The 17,481-nt window shown below is 52.7% G+C and carries 20 protein-coding genes; 15 read left to right on the forward strand and 5 right to left on the reverse strand.

Going from position 1 to position 17,481, the window contains the following annotated elements; all coding sequences use genetic code 11:
- Window positions 1-210 precede the first annotated feature (210 nt).
- Complete coding sequence (locus MKX42_RS16165; protein WP_340753370.1) at window positions 211-894, forward strand: 3D domain-containing protein; 684 nt, start codon at window positions 211-213, stop codon at window positions 892-894.
- A 122-nt stretch (window positions 895-1,016) separates the two neighbouring features.
- Here MKX42_RS16165 and MKX42_RS16170 read toward each other — a convergent pair whose 3' ends face one another.
- Window positions 1,017-1,913, reverse strand: a complete 897-nt coding sequence (locus tag MKX42_RS16170) for a polysaccharide deacetylase family protein (RefSeq protein WP_340753371.1) — start codon at window positions 1,911-1,913, stop codon at window positions 1,017-1,019.
- Window positions 1,914-2,050: 137 nt separating this feature from the next.
- Here MKX42_RS16170 and MKX42_RS16175 point away from each other — a divergent pair, with 137 nt between their 5' ends.
- From MKX42_RS16175 to MKX42_RS16215, 9 genes are all read left to right on the forward strand, one after another.
- Entirely contained in the window at window positions 2,051-3,091 is a 1,041-nt protein-coding gene (locus tag MKX42_RS16175; RefSeq protein WP_340753372.1) for an NADH:flavin oxidoreductase/NADH oxidase, read from the forward strand.
- An 86-nt stretch (window positions 3,092-3,177) separates the two neighbouring features.
- Window positions 3,178-3,882: a dihydroorotate dehydrogenase electron transfer subunit gene (locus MKX42_RS16180; RefSeq protein ID WP_340753373.1), complete on the forward strand. Its 705-nt coding sequence runs from the start codon at window positions 3,178-3,180 to the stop codon at window positions 3,880-3,882.
- The gene (locus MKX42_RS16185; RefSeq protein WP_340753374.1) at window positions 3,875-4,807 is read left to right on the forward strand and encodes a dihydroorotate dehydrogenase; all 933 of its coding nucleotides are present in this window, start codon (window positions 3,875-3,877) and stop codon (window positions 4,805-4,807) included. Before MKX42_RS16180 ends, MKX42_RS16185 begins: the two co-directional genes overlap by 8 nt.
- A gap of 87 nt (window positions 4,808-4,894) precedes the next feature.
- On the forward strand, window positions 4,895-5,245 hold the full coding sequence (gene lpdD / locus MKX42_RS16190) for a prenylated flavin chaperone LpdD (protein ID WP_340753375.1): 351 nt from the start codon (window positions 4,895-4,897) through the stop codon (window positions 5,243-5,245).
- A 69-nt stretch (window positions 5,246-5,314) separates the two neighbouring features.
- Complete coding sequence (locus MKX42_RS16195) at window positions 5,315-5,983, forward strand: PspA/IM30 family protein (protein WP_340753376.1); 669 nt, start codon at window positions 5,315-5,317, stop codon at window positions 5,981-5,983.
- Between the two features lie 126 nt (window positions 5,984-6,109).
- Window positions 6,110-6,520: a DUF350 domain-containing protein gene (locus MKX42_RS16200; RefSeq protein WP_340753377.1), complete on the forward strand. Its 411-nt coding sequence runs from the start codon at window positions 6,110-6,112 to the stop codon at window positions 6,518-6,520.
- 41 nt (window positions 6,521-6,561) lie between these two features.
- On the forward strand, window positions 6,562-7,068 hold the full coding sequence (locus MKX42_RS16205; protein ID WP_340753378.1) for a DUF4178 domain-containing protein: 507 nt from the start codon (window positions 6,562-6,564) through the stop codon (window positions 7,066-7,068).
- 186 nt (window positions 7,069-7,254) lie between these two features.
- Entirely contained in the window at window positions 7,255-8,565 is a 1,311-nt protein-coding gene (locus MKX42_RS16210; protein ID WP_340753379.1) for a molybdopterin molybdotransferase MoeA, read from the forward strand.
- Window positions 8,566-8,627: 62 nt separating this feature from the next.
- Entirely contained in the window at window positions 8,628-8,771 is a 144-nt protein-coding gene (locus MKX42_RS16215) for a hypothetical protein (protein WP_340753380.1), read from the forward strand.
- Window positions 8,772-9,338: 567 nt separating this feature from the next.
- Here MKX42_RS16215 and map read toward each other — a convergent pair.
- The 4 genes from map to xerS all read right to left on the reverse strand — a co-directional run bounded on the left by map (window position 9,339) and on the right by xerS (window position 12,913).
- The gene (gene map, locus MKX42_RS16220) at window positions 9,339-10,088 is read right to left on the reverse strand and encodes a type I methionyl aminopeptidase (RefSeq protein WP_340753381.1); all 750 of its coding nucleotides are present in this window, start codon (window positions 10,086-10,088) and stop codon (window positions 9,339-9,341) included.
- Window positions 10,089-10,131: 43 nt separating this feature from the next.
- A complete protein-coding gene (locus MKX42_RS16225; protein WP_340753382.1) occupies window positions 10,132-10,758 on the reverse strand; it encodes a TetR/AcrR family transcriptional regulator in 627 nt (208 codons plus the stop codon).
- A gap of 142 nt (window positions 10,759-10,900) precedes the next feature.
- A complete protein-coding gene (locus MKX42_RS16230) occupies window positions 10,901-11,770 on the reverse strand; it encodes a pentapeptide repeat-containing protein (protein ID WP_340753383.1) in 870 nt (289 codons plus the stop codon).
- Between the two features lie 48 nt (window positions 11,771-11,818).
- The gene (xerS, locus tag MKX42_RS16235) at window positions 11,819-12,913 is read right to left on the reverse strand and encodes a tyrosine recombinase XerS (protein WP_340757701.1); all 1,095 of its coding nucleotides are present in this window, start codon (window positions 12,911-12,913) and stop codon (window positions 11,819-11,821) included.
- A gap of 134 nt (window positions 12,914-13,047) precedes the next feature.
- On the opposite strand from xerS, the gene MKX42_RS16240 reads away from it, so the two are divergent.
- The 5 genes from MKX42_RS16240 (at window position 13,048) to MKX42_RS16260 (ending at window position 16,868) form a co-directional block, all read left to right on the forward strand.
- Entirely contained in the window at window positions 13,048-13,557 is a 510-nt protein-coding gene (locus MKX42_RS16240) for a GNAT family N-acetyltransferase (RefSeq protein WP_036726510.1), read from the forward strand.
- Window positions 13,558-13,629: 72 nt separating this feature from the next.
- Complete coding sequence (locus MKX42_RS16245; RefSeq protein WP_340753384.1) at window positions 13,630-14,649, forward strand: hypothetical protein; 1,020 nt, start codon at window positions 13,630-13,632, stop codon at window positions 14,647-14,649.
- A 184-nt stretch (window positions 14,650-14,833) separates the two neighbouring features.
- Window positions 14,834-15,457 (forward strand): TetR/AcrR family transcriptional regulator, encoded by a 624-nt coding sequence (locus MKX42_RS16250; protein ID WP_340753385.1) that lies wholly within the window; start codon window positions 14,834-14,836, stop codon window positions 15,455-15,457.
- A gap of 10 nt (window positions 15,458-15,467) precedes the next feature.
- On the forward strand, window positions 15,468-16,367 hold the full coding sequence (locus MKX42_RS16255) for a hypothetical protein (protein ID WP_340753386.1): 900 nt from the start codon (window positions 15,468-15,470) through the stop codon (window positions 16,365-16,367).
- A gap of 12 nt (window positions 16,368-16,379) precedes the next feature.
- A complete protein-coding gene (locus MKX42_RS16260) occupies window positions 16,380-16,868 on the forward strand; it encodes a flavodoxin domain-containing protein (RefSeq protein ID WP_340753387.1) in 489 nt (162 codons plus the stop codon).
- Window positions 16,869-17,481: the final 613 nt, after the last annotated feature.

The raw sequence follows: 17,481 nt of genomic DNA on the forward strand, positions 1-17,481 counted from the left end.
AATTTTTGCGAATATTCAGGAAACATGGCATATTTATGCCGGGTCCCTTAATAATGATTAAGAATATGTAATATTTATATCGGTTGACAGCGCTTTATTAGGGATAATTATTTCCAGTTGCCATAAAAACATAGCCAATGGTTACAAAGTTGTGATATATTCATTACTGTTAGTTTACAAACCGCGCGTCATCATTGAAGGAGGCTATTCATGAAACTCAAGATCAGAGCCATCACCGCCCTGGCGGCCGTACTGGGACTCGGCACCTTGCTTCACGCAGCTCCCGTTCAAGCCGACAGCGTACATATCGCTGGAGAGACTACAACCTATTATACTCTATCCAATCATTATGGCATAAGCGTAGAAGAGCTTATGAATGCGAACCCGCAGATTTCAGCGCTAAATATCTATCCCGGGCTGAAATTCACCATTCCGGGTGATGTTCAAGCCAAGACTGTGGCTGCAGCCAATACTGCAGCAGCTTCAGTAGAAGCTGTGGATGCTGCAGAAGTTCAAGCCTTGAGTGTGCAGCCGGCAACCAACACTGTTCAAGCCTGGGGCAAAGAATTCAATTATGCCAAAGTGCTGCAGGTCAAGGCTTCCGCCTATTCCTCAGCAGCCAGCGAGAATGGCAAGTGGGGCGCAGTCGATTATTTCGGCAATACGCTGAAGCTCGGAACCATCGCCGTTGACCCGAGCGTGATTCCGTTGGGAACGAAGGTGCTCGTAACCGGGTATACCCATCCGGGCCTTCCGAAGCAAGCCTTCGTAGCGACAGCGACGGATATGGGGAGTGCGATCAAGGGCAACCGGATCGATATCTTTATTCCGGGCAGCCAGAGCTTTGTAGCCGATTTCGGTTACCAGTATGTACATTTATATATTATTGAATAAACCGATAATGATAATTTGCACCACTGCAAGCATAACAGGTATTAATGAAAAGGAAACAAAACCAGGCAGCTTCCGCCGGTTTTGTTTCCTTTTTTTATATTAGGACTCTAATTATCAAGCGGTTATTTGCTCTTGCTGACCTGGAGCATCTGGGGAACGGTCACGAAGCTGTATCCGCGCTGGCGCAGACTGCCGATGATCTCGGGCAGTGCCTGCAAGGTTCCCTGAAGATTACTGCCCCTGCCGCCGCCGCCGTGCTGAAGGATAATAGCCCCTCTGCCGGCCCGGGAGAGGATGTTATGTTTGACCTGATTTTTGGACAGTCCTCTCCAGTCGAGGGAGTCGACGTTCCAGTTCACCAGCTTATAGCCATGCGCTTTCGCCCATTTAAGCTGCGGCTCGTTGATGTCGCCATACGGCGGGCGGATCAGCTTCGGCTTGTATCCGGCCATCAGCTGCAGAATATTCTCCGTCCGGATAATCTGGATGCGGAAGGCATTCATACTCAGCTTGCTGAACTGAGGGTGATTATAGGAGTGATTGCCGATAGCATGGCCTTCGCGGATCATCCGGGCTACCAGGGCCGGATGCTTCTCCGCACGGCTGCCGACCACGAAGAAGGTAGCTTTGACTTTATATTTGCGCAGCACATCCAGGAGCTGCGGGGTGAAGCGCGGATCAGGCACATCATCGAAGGTAAGAGCGATCATTTTGCGGCGGGGACCCTGGGTCTTGAGGGTCTCCGGGTATTTGCGCAATAACTGGCTGAGGGAGAGGCCCTTGCTCTTTTTATGGCGTTTTACTGAAGATTGGGAGGCCGCTGATCCCGCCGGTACCGCCGTTTCCTCTTCAATAGAAGCTTGTGGCCGGGAAGATGGCATGATCTCTTCTGCTGGCACTGGCGCAGGACTATCTGCCGCTGCTGCAGAGACAGGCACAAACTCCGCAGCCGGTGCAGACAGGGCCAGGGCAATGACGGATATAAACAGCACAATGCGGCGTAATATTGCCAGTTTCATCGGAACGATGCCTCCTCCAACCACGGGTCCGGTTATTTTAGAATATAAGGGTTGTTATTTCCAAGCAGTCATGAAATTATGCCGCAAATCGTTGTATACTGAAATGGATCATAGATACGGGAAGGATGGAGACAAGAATGACCGATTTGTTTGCACCTTATGAACTGAAGGCTCTGACCCTGAAGAACCGCGTGGTCATGCCGCCCATGTGCCAGTATGCGGTTGAGAAGCAGGACGGTATTCCCACAGACTGGCACTATGTGCATTATGTCAGCCGGGCTGTCGGCGGGACAGGTTTCATTATTGTAGAGATGAGCGGAGTTCACCCTGATGGACGGATTACGAACCGGGACACCGGGATCTGGGAGGACGGGCAGATTCCGGCGTTCAAGCGGCTGACGGATGCCGTTCATGCCCATGGTGCTAAGATTGCCATCCAGCTCGGACATGCCGGCCGTAAGGCCGTCGATGCTGCCCCGCCGGTTGCGCCTTCGGCCATCCCTTTCGATGATACCTATGCTATGCCCAGGGCGCTTAGCCGTGAAGAGATTGCGGAGCTGATTATCACCTTCCGGGAAGCGGCGCAGCGCGCGGTTGAAGCGGGATTCGATACGGTTGAGCTGCATGGAGCCCATGGATACCTCATCCACCAGTTCCATTCCCCGCTCTCCAACGTCCGGGATGATGAGTATGGCCAAGACCCGATCTTGTTCGGGGAACAGGTGGTAGAGGCGGTGCGTGAGGTGCTGCCGGCTGAGATGCCGCTGATCATGCGGATCTCCGCCAAGGAATATGTGGATGGCGGTTATGACGAAGCCTATGCACTGGAATTCTGCCGCCGCTATAAGGATGCAGGCGTAGACCTGTTCCATGTTTCCTCAGGCGGGGAGGGGCCAATTGGCTCGAATGGCGGCCCTAATGCAGGGTCAGCTTATCAGGTGGGGCTTGCCGAATACATACGCAGCGGATTGCAGGTCCCCGTTATCGCCGTAGGGCGTCTGGAGTCCTATGAGGAAGCGCAGGCGGTGATAACGGAGGCGAAGGCAGAGCTTGTAGCTGTAGGGAGAGGCCTGCTCAGTGACCCGTACTGGACGCTTCATGCTGCTGAGGCGCTGGGCGGAATTGATCCGTCCGATCTGCCCGCACCTTATATGCGCGGAATCTGGAACAAGAAATAGAGGGCATCATTTGTGAATAATGTCACAGATTTTAAGTTCCTTCTAAGGCATGGTTAATAAGATTAAATTTGAAGGAGCTTGATAACGTGGCGACGGTGATTAGTAATGAGCGGCTGGCTGAAGGAGTGTACCACCTGGTAGTAGAAGGGGGGAACAGCGGGGAGATGGGTCAGTTCTACATGCTGCGGGCATGGGGAGCCTATCCGCTGCTGTCAAGACCGCTTAGCATACATCAGGTGAATGATAACGGTGTTGAATTCTTGTATCATGTTGTAGGCGAGGGCACAGAGATCCTTGCTGGACTGAATCCGGGCGATCTGCTGGAGCTGGAGGGACCGTTCGGTACTGGCTTCCCGCAGGTAGAAGGCAAGGTAGCGTTAGTGGGCGGGGGGATCGGCATTGCTCCGCTCTATTATTGTGCGCAGAAGCTTCCGGGAAGCGATATTTATCTCGGCTTCAGCCGCGAGCCTTTCCGTACAGAAGCCTTCCGTCCTCTGGCTGCTGAACTGACCGTCGATGTAGGCGGACTGATTCTGGACAGCGTGGATTTCTCGGTGTATGACCATATCTTCGTCTGCGGTCCGCACCCGATGCTGAAGGCTGCACAGCTCAAGGGCATCGCTCCAGAACCTGCGGGCAAGCGCCCTGACGTCTATCTGTCCCTGGAGAACCGGATGGCCTGCGGAATCGGTGCTTGTCTGGTCTGCAGCGTCTCCTGCAAGGACGGGCAACGCAAAGCTTGCGCAGACGGTCCTGTCTTCCTGGCTGAGGAGGTATTGTTCCATGATTAATACAACTGCAACGATTGCCGGTGTGTCCTTCAAGAACCCGATCGTGATGGCTTCCGGCACCTTTGGCTTCGGCCGTGAGTATGGCCGGTTATACGATGTGTCCCTGCTGGGCGGAATCTCCGGCAAGGGGCTTACGCTTCATGCCAAAGCCGGTAATCCCGGAATCCGCGTCTATGAGACCCCTTCCGGTATGCTGAACAGCGTAGGGCTTGAGAATCCGGGAGTAGAAGCCTTTCTGGCCAAGGAGCTGCCGTATTGGGAGACGCTGGATACCGCACGTATCGTGAACTTGGGCGGCAACACGCTGGCGGATTACGTACTGGGCGCGGAGCTGATCCAGCGTGATGCGGATGCCCGTCTTCTGGCCGGAAAGCCGGCCGTGGATATGATTGAGCTGAATATCTCCTGCCCGAACGTGAAGGAGGGCGGGATTGCTTTTGGCGTGAAGACTCCCGCAGCCCAGGAAGTGGTTCGTGCGGTACGGGCGGCTACAAGCCTGCCGCTGGCCGTGAAGCTGTCGCCGAATGCCGAGGATATCGCAGAGATGGCAGTGATGTGCGAAGCAGAGGGTGCGGACGCCGTCTCTTTGATCAACACGATCTCAGGGATGAAGATTGATGTCCGCCGCCGCCGCAGTGTGTTCAATAATCTCTATGCGGGACTGTCCGGACCGGCGATTAAGCCGGTGGCTCTGCGTATGGTGCATCAGGTATCCCGCAGGGTAACCATTCCGGTAATCGGCATGGGCGGCATCACTTCGGCTACGGATATAATTGAATTTATTATGGCGGGAGCGACTGTCATACAGGTTGGAACCTACAATTTCATGAATTTGCGGGCAGGCAGCACGCTTGTAGAAGAATTGCAGCAGTTTATGAAGGAAGAGAATATTTCCTCACTGGATGAGATCCGTGGTATTGTATAGGCAGCAAGCCGGTTTGCAATGATCTTTTTACCGCAGAATGAGAGATCTCTACAGCCTATGGTTAATATAAAGGGAGGGGTGTTCTGTTTGACAACGAATCCGGTGCATCCTGATGATATTGTGTTGTCCGAGACCGAGGTGGGCCGCGATCTGCTGCTGCTGATTACCGGGGGAGTGCGCCATATCGGTGCGGCAAGCACGGCGTACATGGACGGAGACCACGCGCGGGTGATGACCTCTGCTGTTCCCCACCATAAGGAGCATACGATCAGTGAAGCCATTGCGCTGAAGGCTGCTGCCTCATTGAACCGTACAGTCACGGTTGTGATGGGCATTCACTATGACGATCTGAGCAAAGAGGGCATCCTTGCGGTCGTAAATATTGTGAATGATAAGGTGGAGCAATATTTAGTACAGAAGGCCGGAACAAATTTTTGAAACGATCCCCATCTCCCTGCGTAAAAGATACCATTGAACCACTAACTTTACTTTTGGAGGAATGAACCGATGTCTATATTTAAAAGATTGCGTGATCTGACCATGTCCAATGTGAATGCGATTATCGATAAAGCGGAAGATCCGGTTAAAATGACCGACCAGTACATTCGTGACATGACGGAGGATCTGGAGGATGCCGAGAAAGCGGTAGCTGCCCAGATCGCTATTGAGAAGAAATTCAAACAGCTGTACGAAGAGCAGGAAGCGCTCGTGAACAAGCGTAATCAGCAAGCTCATGCAGCCGCACAAGCCGGTAACGCCGATCTGGCCCGCCGTGCCCTTGAAGAGAAGAAATCGGCAGAAGCCAAGCTTGTAGAATACAAGACCAGCTTCGACCAGAACAAGGCTTCCGCCGACAATCTGCGCGGCAAGCTTGACGAAATGCGCAAACAGCTCACCCAGATGAAGAACAAGCGGGAGACACTCGTTGCCCGTTACAACGCTGCGAAGGCACAGACCGAAATTAACAAAGCGATGAGCGGCTTCAGCTCCGACTCTGCTTCTGCCGGACTCAAACGGATGGAAGACAAGATGCTGCAGGCCGAAGCACAGGCAGAAGCCAGCAACGAGATGAGCTCGGGCAACAAATCGCTGGATGATGAGTTCGAGAAGCTGGGTAAAGACCAGGCGGTTGAAGATGAGCTGGCTGCGCTGATGAAACAATACGAGAAACAATAACATATTGGCATAAGCCGGACTTTAGGCAATTGTCCACAGGCGAAGGGGAGACAGAACCAGCGGTTTCTCCTTCGCTTTATGTTTGTCTTACCTGTTAGGAAATATGAACAAGCGGGGGCTGGAGTAATGGATTTCGATACCCTGGTGTCCATGGTAGTATGGACGGTCAGCGGCGCAGTACTGCTGTGTGTGCTGATGCTCGTGGATTCGCTGTTTACCCGTTATAATGATATGGAAGAGCTGAAGGCGGGGAATATGGCCGTGACTACCCGGCTGGTGTTGAAGCTGCTGTCACAAGGCTATATTTTATCGGCATCCATTGCTGCGGCGAATCGGCTCGGGACCGCTCTTATAGTCTCTGTAGTATCTTTTGTCCTGTTATTCGTGCTGGAGAAGTCGGTAGAGCAGCTGCTGAGCCGGTGGGGGAACCTTGAACTGGATCATGGCACCCAGCTTGGCAAGGTCGGCTACGGCCTGATGGCTGGCTCGCTGCATGTGACGGGAGCATTGATTATAGCGGCCTTTATTCGCGGATAAGAAGAAGGATTAGTGTACCAATCTGTAGGAGGATGATGGCTTTGGGTCTTTGGAAAAGAATCGGCAATCTGTTCTCGAAGCCGGAGGCGCCTAAAGCGCCCGCAAGCATGCTGACCCTGTCTCCCGGAGATATCTGTGAGGTCTCCCTGGTCACTTATGAAGTGACGGGCCGGACGAAGACGAGCGGCCGGAATGCAGTTGTACTGACGCTGCGCGACGGGAGCCGGATCGCATATCTGTATATAGAAGAGCGGGAAGAGCTGCAATACAGATTGTATTACCCGATAGACGGGCGTCTGGACAGTCCTTCCGAGGTCCCGGCTACCCTGGAGCTGGATGACCGGACCTTTTATCTGGAGGAAGAATATGAAGGATATGCCGCCGTTACCGGGCAGACACCTTATATGAACGGCGGGGAGCAGCATGTCTGGCAATACCAGTCGGATGATTCGCGGCTGCTGCGCGTGGAATGGCAGAATGGACGGTTCATGCTCTATGAGGGTGAAAGTGTCCTTTCGGCTGATGTAAGAGTGATCCGCGCGTCATAAGCTTGAACCGGAGCAGGGCTGAACTGCTGACAGCAGACAGCTGAATAGAATCGGGATTGAATAAGGGATGCATACGCTTGTTACAGGCCTATGCATCCCTTTTGCCATGTCTTCATGTTAGAATAGGGCGTAATTGGCTTAATGAGCAGCAATCTACCGGATGAAGCTGAAGGAGTGAATTCAAGAGTGACTAACCGAGAGAATCATAACAAGGAATATAGCAGGGATTATAACAAGGAATACAGCAGTGATAAATTTCAGCGCACAGCGCTCCAAGTTGCAGAGGCGCAAGGCAGGCTGAAGCCTTATGCTGCGCTGCTTGCGCAGGAGGCAGTACCCCTGCATCTCAGCAGCGGGCGTTATCTGGCTGAGTCTGCCCATGCACCGCATCCTTTTCCGGCATTTGACCGCTCCAGCATGGACGGCTTCGCCGTGATTGCGGCAGATACTTTAGCGGCAGGAGATCCTGATACGGTGTGGCTTGAAGTCGTCGATGTCATTCCCTGCGGCGCAGTAGCCTCCAGAGAGATTACGGCTGGCACTGCTGCGCGCATTATGACGGGCGCTCAGATTCCAGGCGGCGCAGACACCGTAATTATGATGGAAGCTACGGAGAGCCGGATGGAAGGCGGGGTCACTTATGTCGGTATCCGCAAGCCGCAAGAGCGGGGCCACCATATTACCCCTTGCGGGTTAGAGCTTAGAACAGGTGATCCAGTGCTTCCTGAAGGGACTCTAATCGGCGCCGGCGAAATTGCTGTTCTGGCAGCGCTCGGGGTGCCGGAGGTTCCGGTCCGCCGCAGACCGAAGGTAGCTGTCTTCGCTACCGGAACTGAACTGCTGGAGGTGGACGAGCCGCTAGTCCCGGGCAAAATCCGTAACAGCAACTCCCCCATGCTTGAGGCGCTTATCCGGGAAGCGGGCGGTGAGCCCGTGATGCTGGGAGCGATCATCGATGATCTGGAGCTGGCCCGCAGTAAGGTGCAGATGGCACTGGAGAGCTACGATCTGGTGATTACTACAGGCGGCGTATCTGTTGGGGATTATGATATTATGGGTGATTTGGTCCGTGAGCAGAGTGGAGAGATGTTGTTCAATAAAATAGCCATGCGCCCCGGCAGCGTCACTACGGCAGCCGTTCGCGGCGGGAGCATCCTGCTCGCCTTATCCGGCAATCCGGGCGCCTGCTTCGTAGGATTCCAACTGTTTGCCCGTCCGGTCATCGGGCTGATGCAGGGTGCAGCCCAGCCTTATCTGCCCGAGTGGACGGCGGTGCTGGGTGAAGATTATAAGCGGGCCAACAGCTTCACCCGCTATGTCCGCGCCCGTCTGGAGATCCGCGAAGCAGTGCTCTATGCTTATCCAGCCGCCGTGGACGAGTCATCCGTCACAGTTACGATCAAAGACAGCGATTGCCTGATCGTCATCCCGCCGGACAGCGGACAATTATGCGCCGGGGACAAAGTAACCGTGCTGAAGCTGCCGGGTGAGTTTTGACTAAATGAACTGGGGAGCATCCGAATTTAAGAGGTGAGTTCAGTTAGAAGTGAGATGCGACAATGGACGGACGCATGAATGGAAGAATGTATGGACGAATGGACGAATGGACGAATGGACGAATGGACGGATGGACGGATGGACGGATGGACGAATGGACGGATGTATGGATGTATGGATGTATGGATGTATGGATGAATGACTGACTGGACGACGTTCGCAGTTCTATTGGCGACCGGCAAGCAAACCGACAAATCAAATGACTAACTACCTAAATATTGATTATTAAGTTTCATCATATGAAAAATTCATAACAGAACCGCAAAATCCGGTCATTTATCTGGATAATGGTAGCTGATTGTATTTCCTGCAATAGAAAACGCATAGTTGACCGTGAAATGAGATTCTATTGTATTTCATACAATAGAATGTTGTGTTTTGGATGAAAAATGGTCTTTTTTCAACATTCAATTGTACCGAATACAATAGATTCTGTTTCGAAGCCTTTTTTACCGTATTCTAATGTACAAAATACAGTTGCTATCGTTCCAGCGTCTACAGCATCCGAATAACTGCTGCTTTGAACTCAAAAGTAGTTAAAACTTCAACATATGAAAAATTCATAATAGAACAACAAGCAAGTCCACCCAATCGCGCGACAGCATCCAACGCCGTAACCGCAAAACCCGGCTACAAGGGTAACAAACAAAACCCTCCAGTTTTCTAATAGGGGACAGTCCTTAGACAGAAACGGGAGGGTTCTACTACAATGATTACTGGGCCGTTAAAATCAACGGTCCATCTGCAGTAATTGCAATGGTATGTTCATACTGCGCGGATAGCTTGCCGTCAGCCGTTCTCGCGGTCCATTCATCATCGTCGATGGTGATCTGGTACGTGCCTTCATTAATCATCGGCTCTATCGTAAACACCATGCCTTCTTTGAGCCGGATGCCTTTGCCTGCCGTGCCGATATGCACATAGCTCGGCTCCTCATGGAGGCTTCGTCCGATGCCGTGCGCCAGCAGATCGCGCACGACCGAATAACCGTGTGCTTCGGCATGCTGCTGGATGGCCGATGTGATGTCACCCAGCCGTCCTCCCGGAACAGCCCGGGCGATCCCCAGATCGAGGCATTCCTTCGTAACCTGCATTAATCTCTGCGCCTCCGGCCCGATCTCACCGACAGCGTAGCTCATGCACGAATCTCCGAACCAACCTCCGTATTGCGCCACAATGTCTAGCTTCAGCAAGTCACCTTCCTTCACGACCCGTTTGCTGGATGGAATCCCGTGAGCAACCACATCATTAATAGATATGCAGGTCTCAGCAGGGAATCCGTTGTAGCCTTTGGTGAACTGCTTGCCGCCGAGCTTGGTGATATGTTTGGCCACAAAATCATTAATTTCAAGCGTAGTGATTCCAGGTACAATGTGTTTGGACAACTCGCGGTAGCAATCGGCAACAATTTGGCTGGCTTGCTTCATCTCTTCAATTTCTCTGGGGGATTTAAGAATAATCATGTTGTGTGTATCCGCTCCTTCATCTTTCAATAGTTACAATCTTTTATAGTTTAAGAACTCCGACAATCTCCGTTGCATCTTCATAGAGCTGCCCTCTGCGGAGGGACAATGCGGCACAGCCGACCAGAGCGGCTAACAGCATCTCTGTGTGCTGCAATTCATGCTGCGCATCGGCAACTGCTCCGTCAAGAGACACTGAGTCCTCCGTAAGTCTGGTGCCAAGCATCGTGGACAGCGGGGTCAGCACCTCACGGCGGAACTCGGCAATGAGCGGGGAAGAGCGTGCTTCAGGCAGGATAGGGAATCCCTCACCAGCCTGCTTACACAGCAGATAGATAGCGTGATCCTCCGCCCATAGCTTCAATAGCCGCACCCCGGCGGCAGGACCCTCCAGTGGGATCTTTAGCGGTGTGCCGGGCTCTGCCCCAGGCGGGGACTTCAGCCATTCCCCGGCCCGGTCGAGCGCATCCCACAACAGGTCGTGAAGCAAATCACCCTTATTGCTGTAATAATGATAGACCGTACCATAACCGAGACCGGCCTCCGCAGCCACATCCCGGATTTCTAATAAAGGCCCTTTATTCAAAAATACGTCCGCTGCTGCTTTGCGGATCTGCACCAGCCGCCGCAGCCGGATATCTTCGTTCTGTTCCTTCGTGCGGGGAGTCATCTTATCCGTTCACCTCGTTTATTTTAGACCTGCTGTCATGTCAATATAAAACAACGGCAGCCATAAGGCAAGGGGAAATGTCTGAACCAACCCTTTGAAAAATACAAATAAACCGGATAGAACATCATCCGGTTTATTCTCCTCAAGCCCAGTGCTCCGGATGCCTTAAGGATTCCGGCAGCTTGGTGGACGGGCTGCCTTGGGCGGCTTGCAGCTGCGCCTGAGTCAGGAAGAGGCTGCTCCGCAGATCGGCTCCGCGCAGATTCGTGTCGCGGAAGTCTGCGCCAATCAGATCGGCGAACCGCAGGTCAGCGCCGCTGAGATCCGCAGCGATCAGATACGCGCCGCGTAAGCTGAGGCAGCGGAGGTCGGCCCCGCGCAGCTTGGCCCCAATCAGATCAGCTCCGCGGCCATAGTTCTTCTGGCGCTTCGGAGCCGGGGAGAGCTGCTTGCGGGCAGCGGTGCGCGCCAGCTCGCTGGCACGCAGCAGCAGCTCGTTGACTTCAGCGCGGTGCAGGGGCACTTCGAGCTGAAGCAGCTTGTCCGGGCTGAGCAGGGTGAGAGCCTGCGTCTGCTCCAGCATTTTGATAAGTGAATTATGCAGGTTCTCGGCCCCGCGCAGCGTGAGTGCCTCGTGCAGATACCATAGCAGCTCATGCAGCTGGCGCATTACGGGAAGAACCTCGAACATCTGTCCCGCAGTCTCTGGAGCCTGACGCCAGTCGCGTCCGCCATAGGTCAGCTTGGAGATTTTCTGCCCGGCCCCGAAGCAGTCGTATACTGTACAGCCCCGGAAGCCGCGTTCTCGCAGCTCCGTATGAATGCCGCAGAGGAAGTCTTCCCGCAGATTGGGACAGGGCTGTCCGGCAGGCTTGTCTATGGCGAAGTCTGAGGATGCAGAGAAATGAAGCGCTGTGCAGCATAGCCCGAAGCAGTTCAGGCAATCCGATTGCAGCTCCGGCAGTCCGGGATTCGTAGTATGGGATGCAGGAAATGAATGATTGTCTAACAAACGTATTCCTCCAAAAAATAAATGAGATTAACATAGCGGTCATGCAGTTTACTGCGGCGGTTCATTGTCCATACGGCGTTCAATCGCCTCAGACATCGTTTTATCCGTGAGGTGGGCATAGATCTCGGTAGTCTCCGTAGAAGCATGGCCCAGTTGTTCCTTCGTCCGGTAGATGTCATTCTGCAGGTAATAATCGGTGGCAAAAGAGTGCCGCAGCTTATGCACCGTCAGATAAGGCTTGCCGAACCGTTTGGCGTATTTGATGATCATCTCCTGGATCGCCCGTTTGGTCATCCGTTTGCCTTCTTTGCTGCCGTTGGGCAGGGCAATGAAGAGCGCTTTTTCCCGTTTCGGCGTCTTGTACCTGCTCTGGCGGAGGCTTAGATACAAGCTGAGATCATCCTTCGACTGTTCCCGGAAATAGACCGGGGTTTTGAAGGTCTCGTCGTTGTGACCCTTGCGGAAGACATAGAGCAGCTTATTGTTGACATCCAGATCATCCACGTTCAGGTTGACCACCTCGGAGACGCGCAGGCCCGAATTCAGGATCAGACTGGCAATACAGGCATCCCGTTCCCGGTTAAGCTGCCAAGAATAATAAGCCTGCTTATTGGCTTCCACAGCTGTGCCGTATCCTTCATAGATGTAGCCTACGAACTCCAGCAGCTCCTCGTCCTCCAGAATTTTACCTTTGAGCTTGGCGGCGGTATCCTTCGGTTTGTGAATGCGCTTGATCTCCACCTTGGCCATAATGTTACGCTTCAGCAGCGGGTAGAAGTTCTCATCCTCGGCTATCTGGCTCAGATAATGGAACAGCGAACGCAGTGCAGACAGCTTACGGGATACGGTCACCCGCGAATTGGCATTCTCAGCCCGGGTGGTCAAGTGCAGACGGTAGCCGACAATGCTATCCATATGCAGGGTCTCCAGCTCAAGCAGAGTGATGTCAGCATTGCTGGCCGCTACCGAGAGACCTTCACCCCGCAGCCAGCCGAAAAAGGATTCATAGTCCCGGATATACTCCAGCAGTGTGGAGGGGGACAGATCCGGCCGTTTATAGTCGATGAACTGCTGGACAAACCAGGGCATCTGCGGCAGCCGCTGATCCAGGTTTGCCCGGTCGGCCGCTTTTTGAATACTGATGAGCTTCACCTTCTTTATAGTTTCCCCGTAGGGAGGGCTGTCCTTCTATCTTACCATGTTTCCGGCAAACCTTGCTCCTGATGATACAAAGTTATATGATGGGTAGTAAACGAAAACGGCAGAGGTGAACCTGGATGGAACTTGGAATCGAGCTGGTTCCTAAAGAGCAGAAGCAGATTATAAGCAGATTGATGCAGTTCTATTTGTATGACTTTACCCGCTATCTGGAGCTGCAGGTGGACCGTGAAGGATTGTTCCCGTCCTATCCGGGACTTGAGGCTTACTGGAGCAGTGGTAAAAATAAATTCGCCTACCTGTTCACCGTAGACGGCAATGTCGCAGGCTTTGCCCTGATCGACCGTCTGCTGCGCGACCCGGAGGGCGAGTTCTATATGACGGAGTTTTTTGTGATGCAGCGGTACCGGCGCAGCGGCGTAGGGACCTGGGCGGCACACCGGCTGTTCGACATGTTCCCCGGCAACTGGAAGGTGTCGCAGATTCGTGCCAACACTCCGGCGCGGGATTTCTGGCACCGGGTCATCGGAGCTTACACCGGCGGTGATTTCCAGGAGCGGTTCAACTCCCGCCAAGGCAATCCGAGTCAATACTTCAGTACATTAAACACTAATAGGGTTAAGAAATAAATTTACCTGTTCCTGGCAGACTTCAGCGCAACTTTGGATCGTATCCGGCGTCTGGTAACTGAGGTGATTAGATTGTCCAAGCAAATGAGCTTATGGGGAGCGGGCTGTATAGCGGTTGCAATAGCAATCAGCACAGGCTGCAGCAATGCTGCGGATCAGGGTTCTTCGGGTGCAGAGCGTACGGATCAGCCGTCAGCAACGCCCGCAGCAGCTACGGCAATAGCTGCTCCTGCAACTGTGGTTCCAACTCCGTCGGCAACAGCCGCGCCTGCTGTTAAATCCGTGTCGCTGATTCCCGAAGTAAGGGAGTATTCAGGGAGCGGCAGGGGCTACGAGCTGGATGGCGTCAATGTCCAAGCGGATTACTCCGCAGACCAGACATTGCCGCTTGGATTATTCCTGCCGGAGACGATGATCCGTTTTGAACAGGACGGAAGAACGGCATGGGGGACTGCGGACAAGCATAATTATATTACGTTGATTAAGCTAAGCTCTGAGAATGGTACAACAGGCGGGAAGTTCGAACCCGGTACAGACCGGCGGCTGCTGAAGTTCAAGGAATATGAAGGGAGCAGGGAGGATGGCGACCGGAGGGTTGAGACATTTATTTTCACAGCCTATAAGGATACTTACCGGGCCGAGATTCATATTCAGGACGAGCAACGGGATAAGCTGCTTCCACTCTTCACATCTATGCTAAGTGGTATGGAGTACATGGAGAAGCATCCGCCGATTAAGCCGGGAGTCTTCTTCAAGGTACCTGATGTAGGCCCCAGTCCGGGCAATAAGCAAGCGCTCCAGGAGACACTGGACTGTATTGCAGCCTGGGCTGCCGGAGACAAAGAGAAGTTCGCTGCGACGATGTATTCACCGCTGCTTAATGACAACTTACAGTACTTGCTCGATCATAAGAATGTTTACCGTTTCCATAAACTGACCGTAGTCGGAATTCCTGTCGAGGGAGCCAAACGGGCGGCCTTCTTTGTGGAGTTTACGCAGATGACCTCTGAGGGCTATATTACGGACAGCAACAATGAGATCTCCCTGCTGCTGAATAAGCAAGGGGAGTGGAAGATCGCTAGTATTGATTAGGCAGAGCACCTGCCGAAGCTCGAAAGCTTGAGACACCTATGGGGTTTCAGGCTTTTTTGCTGTATAAATAATCACAACCTTCTGAAATCCCGGCGGCTATAATCTAAGTTGAACGATGTTCAAAAACATTACAGTGTTCAATCCAGCGGAACAGCATCACCCTAACAGAAGGAGTCTAACGATCATGGGCAAAGCAGAGAGACAAGAGCAGGAGCGCGAAGCGATGCGTAATCTGATTCTTGCTACGGCTGGCGAGCTGCTGGCGGAGAAGGGGATCAGGCAGCTGTCGATCCGCAAAATCGCTGAACGGATGGAGTATTCGGCAGGCATTATTTATCACTATTTTCAAGGAAAAGAGGACATTGTGGAGCAGCTTCTTCAACGGGGCTACCAGGAGCTAATGGGCGGACTGATTGCCGGATCGGAGGCCTCACCGGATGAAGAATCTCCAGAAGAGCGCTTAAGACGCACGCTGAGACAGTTCATTAAGGTCGCAACCGCAGAAGGCTCACAGTACCGGAGTATGATGCTGAATGATTCGCCGGCCGTGCTTAGCCACACCGGCGTGTTGCATCAGGGAGCAGCCCTGGAACGCAGCGGGATCGCGGGTCTCTGTGATACGCTCCATCAATTCAGCGGGATGGCCTCCTGTGAGCAGAGGGAGCTTGAGCTCACCGCCCAAATTATCTGGAGCGCAGCCTTCGGGCTGATAATGAGGCTGATGGTGGAGGGGAATCTGCCTGAGGGGCAGAAGGAGGCTCTGATTAACCGGCACATAGAAGCAATGGTGCATATTGCACAAGGATAGGAGGAATAGAATGAGCCATAGACGAACCATTAGCTTTTTAACGTGGATGGTGATCGTGCTTGGTGTTGTTGCGTCAGGCATCGGGCTATTTTCAGGTGAAGGATCTGAGAATGAGGGGAGCCATCCCATCTTCACCTCCATCCGGGGAGAACAGATTGAATTGTACGGAAGCGGAATCTACAAGAATGATTCTTTGTCCGCAGCAACCCAGGCCATCGCCCAGGATGGCGTTACACTGTTCGCCGGCGTTCCATTGCTGCTGATTTCCTTGCTTTTGAGTCTCAGCGGACGAATCAGAGGCCGGCTGCTGCTGGCCGGAGCGCTCGGATACTTCACCTATACCTATGCTTCATACTGTTTTCTGGCTATGTATAATGATTTGTTTCTGGTCTACGTCTTGCTGTTCTCGGCCAGCTTATTTGCATTTATTTTGGTCTTTCGCTCGGTGGAGCGGGACGGGGTAGTGATGAGGTCACAGCTTCCGGCGGTAAGCATTGGCTTCATCCTGCTGCTGATCGCCTTCCTGATTATCATGCTATGGCTGGGCCGGATTGCCGGCGGCTGGCGGGAGGGAAACGTGCCTGCTCTGCTCGAGCATTACACCACGCTGGTGATTCAGGCACTGGATTTAGCTGTACTCCTTCCGCTCATGGTTCTGACAGGGGCATTGCTCGTCCGCAGACAGTCTTACGGTTACCTTCTGGCTCCAGTTATCCTGGTAAAAGCTGCAACCCTGCTGACCTCCATCTCCTCCATGATGATTGGAATGTTAAGGGCAGGAGTTCATGTCTCCATGGTAGAGTTGATCCTGTTTCCAATGTTCAATCTGGCAGTCATCTGGTGTCTCATTCTTGTACTGCGCAACGCGCAGGAAACCGCACCACCTGCAAGCCCATTACCTATAGAATAGAGGCGGACTTAAGTGAGCAATCGGATCTTGATCGTGTATGCAAGCAAATACGGATGTACGGAAAAAGCCGCATTACTTCTGCAAACCAGACTGGATGGGGCCGAGGTGGCGAATTTGAGATCTGGCAAGTTGCCGGATCTGACTAGCTACGACACAGTAATTCTAGGCGCCTCGATCTACTATGGCAGAATCCGTAAGGAGATGGCTGCATTCACAGCCCAGCACAAGCAAGAGCTCTTAAGCAAACGGCTGGGATTGTTCATCTGTGCAGGAATGACAGGGGAGAAGGGGGAGCAGGAGCTTAAGCAGGCGTATCCCGAAATCATTTACAACAAGGCGCTTGCCAGGGAGATCATGGGCGATGAGATCTACCCGGACCGGATATCTGCGCTTGATAAGTGGATTATACGTATGGTAAAAGGCAAGGAGCACAAGGCCGGAGGCGGGCTGTCCATGGATAAGCTGGAGCGTTTCGCGTATACGATGTCGGCAGGCGGGTAGGGAGAGGGGGAGCGAGGGTAAGCGGCGATGGAACGAAGTGGAGTAGAAATATTTTGAAGCGGCAACGCGTTAAGTCAAAGGAATAATCAGGCAATAAGGCAATAAGGAGACATAATATAGATTATGTTAACTAAAGTGTGATAACGATAGCGAAAGCGTACCGCGAAACGAAAACGCACCAACTTTACAACTTTTAATTATAATATTTCAACATATGAAAAATTCATAATAGAAAAAACAAAAATACAAGCTCTCCCTCATTACTGCGACTAACCCCAAACCTTCATTTAACCTTAGCAACTGCCAAACGGAAAAAGAGAGGAAAAACCCTGCCAAATCAGGTCTTCGCTGTCAACCCCACCGTGCGGATTACGCACCTGGACTTACCGCTGACCAGCCAGTGAAGGGGTGCGGAGCGGAGCTAGTTGAAGGAAACACGTGGAAAAATGTATCTTGTTTCACCGGTATCAAGGTGGATCTCCTGAAGCAATTGGAAAAACAGCATCTACTGGAGGCGTTGTTGCGTATTTGCCGGGAATGTGCCTGAAGAAGTGCTATTTTTCCAACTGTTATTTCAACAGGGACGATTCGTTCGTCAGCAAATGTAGAAAAT

Origin of the sequence: Paenibacillus sp. FSL R7-0204, assembly GCF_038002225.1 — a bacterium.
GTDB lineage: Bacteria > Bacillota > Bacilli > Paenibacillales > Paenibacillaceae > Paenibacillus_AQ.